The sequence below is a fragment of the Antiquaquibacter soli genome, assembly GCF_030580675.1.
GTDB classification, from domain to species: domain Bacteria; phylum Actinomycetota; class Actinomycetes; order Actinomycetales; family Microbacteriaceae; genus Rhodoglobus; species Rhodoglobus soli.
This window is the reverse complement of sequence record NZ_JAUQUB010000012.1, coordinates 1-758: the sequence shown is the minus strand read 5'-3', so window position 1 is coordinate 758 and position 758 is coordinate 1. Positions and strand designations below refer to the sequence as shown.

The following is a 758-nucleotide window of genomic DNA, read 5'->3' as shown; positions in this document are numbered from 1 at the left end:
GCGGTGGCGGTGGACAGGAACGCGGTCTGTCCTTCGAGGTAGGAGAACCCGGTGCCGTGCTTGAGGTCGGCGGCTTGCACGTGGATGCGGACTGCGGGGGACTGCACTCCGAAGAGGGTGGCGACATCCTCAGCGCTCGCGCGGGTGGCGAGGCGGACGATGTCCACGAGGGCGTCGAGGTTCAGTTGGGGGAGCGTGCGCGGGTCGGCATCGAGCGTCGCGGCGCGGGTGTGGTCGGTGGGGTCGATGAAGCGGGGTCCGCCGCGGCGGGGTGAGGTGATGGTGTCGATCGCGCCGGTGATGATCGCCGCGGATTCGGGGTCGAGGATCGCGGTCATCCGTGTCGTGCCATCCGGCAGGGGCGCCCAGGTCAGGGACCTCTGGGAGCGGCGGTGCTCCTCGAGGTCGGCGATTCGGGTGACATCCAGTCGTTCCCGCGCCTGGCGGGCAGCGGTAGCGGTAGACTCGGGGCTCGCATCCCGGGCGAACTCCACCAGCTGCCCGGCAGCATCCAGCAGGTCGTCGGCAGCGACATCAGCGGTCGGCGCTCCCAGCCCGCGGGCGATCCCGGCGGCGGTCGCGACCGACAGCTCGCCCGCTTCGAGCGCCTCACTCACCGGGCGCAACCAGGGACTCTCGTCGGTCACCGCGGTGCCGACCGCAACAAGCGCTTTCGCCTCGGTCAGGCTCACCCCCGTGAGCTGCTGCACCGCCTTCTCCGGTGTCCGCGCGCCGGTGCGGGCGGCGAGGCCGCCCTG

The 758-nt window shown here is 72.0% G+C and carries 1 protein-coding gene; it reads right to left on the bottom strand.

Annotated features, from left to right (window positions below; translation table 11 throughout):
* On the bottom strand, nucleotides 1–758 hold a 758-nt coding region (locus tag Q5716_RS15915), incomplete at both ends, for a DUF222 domain-containing protein (protein WP_305004145.1).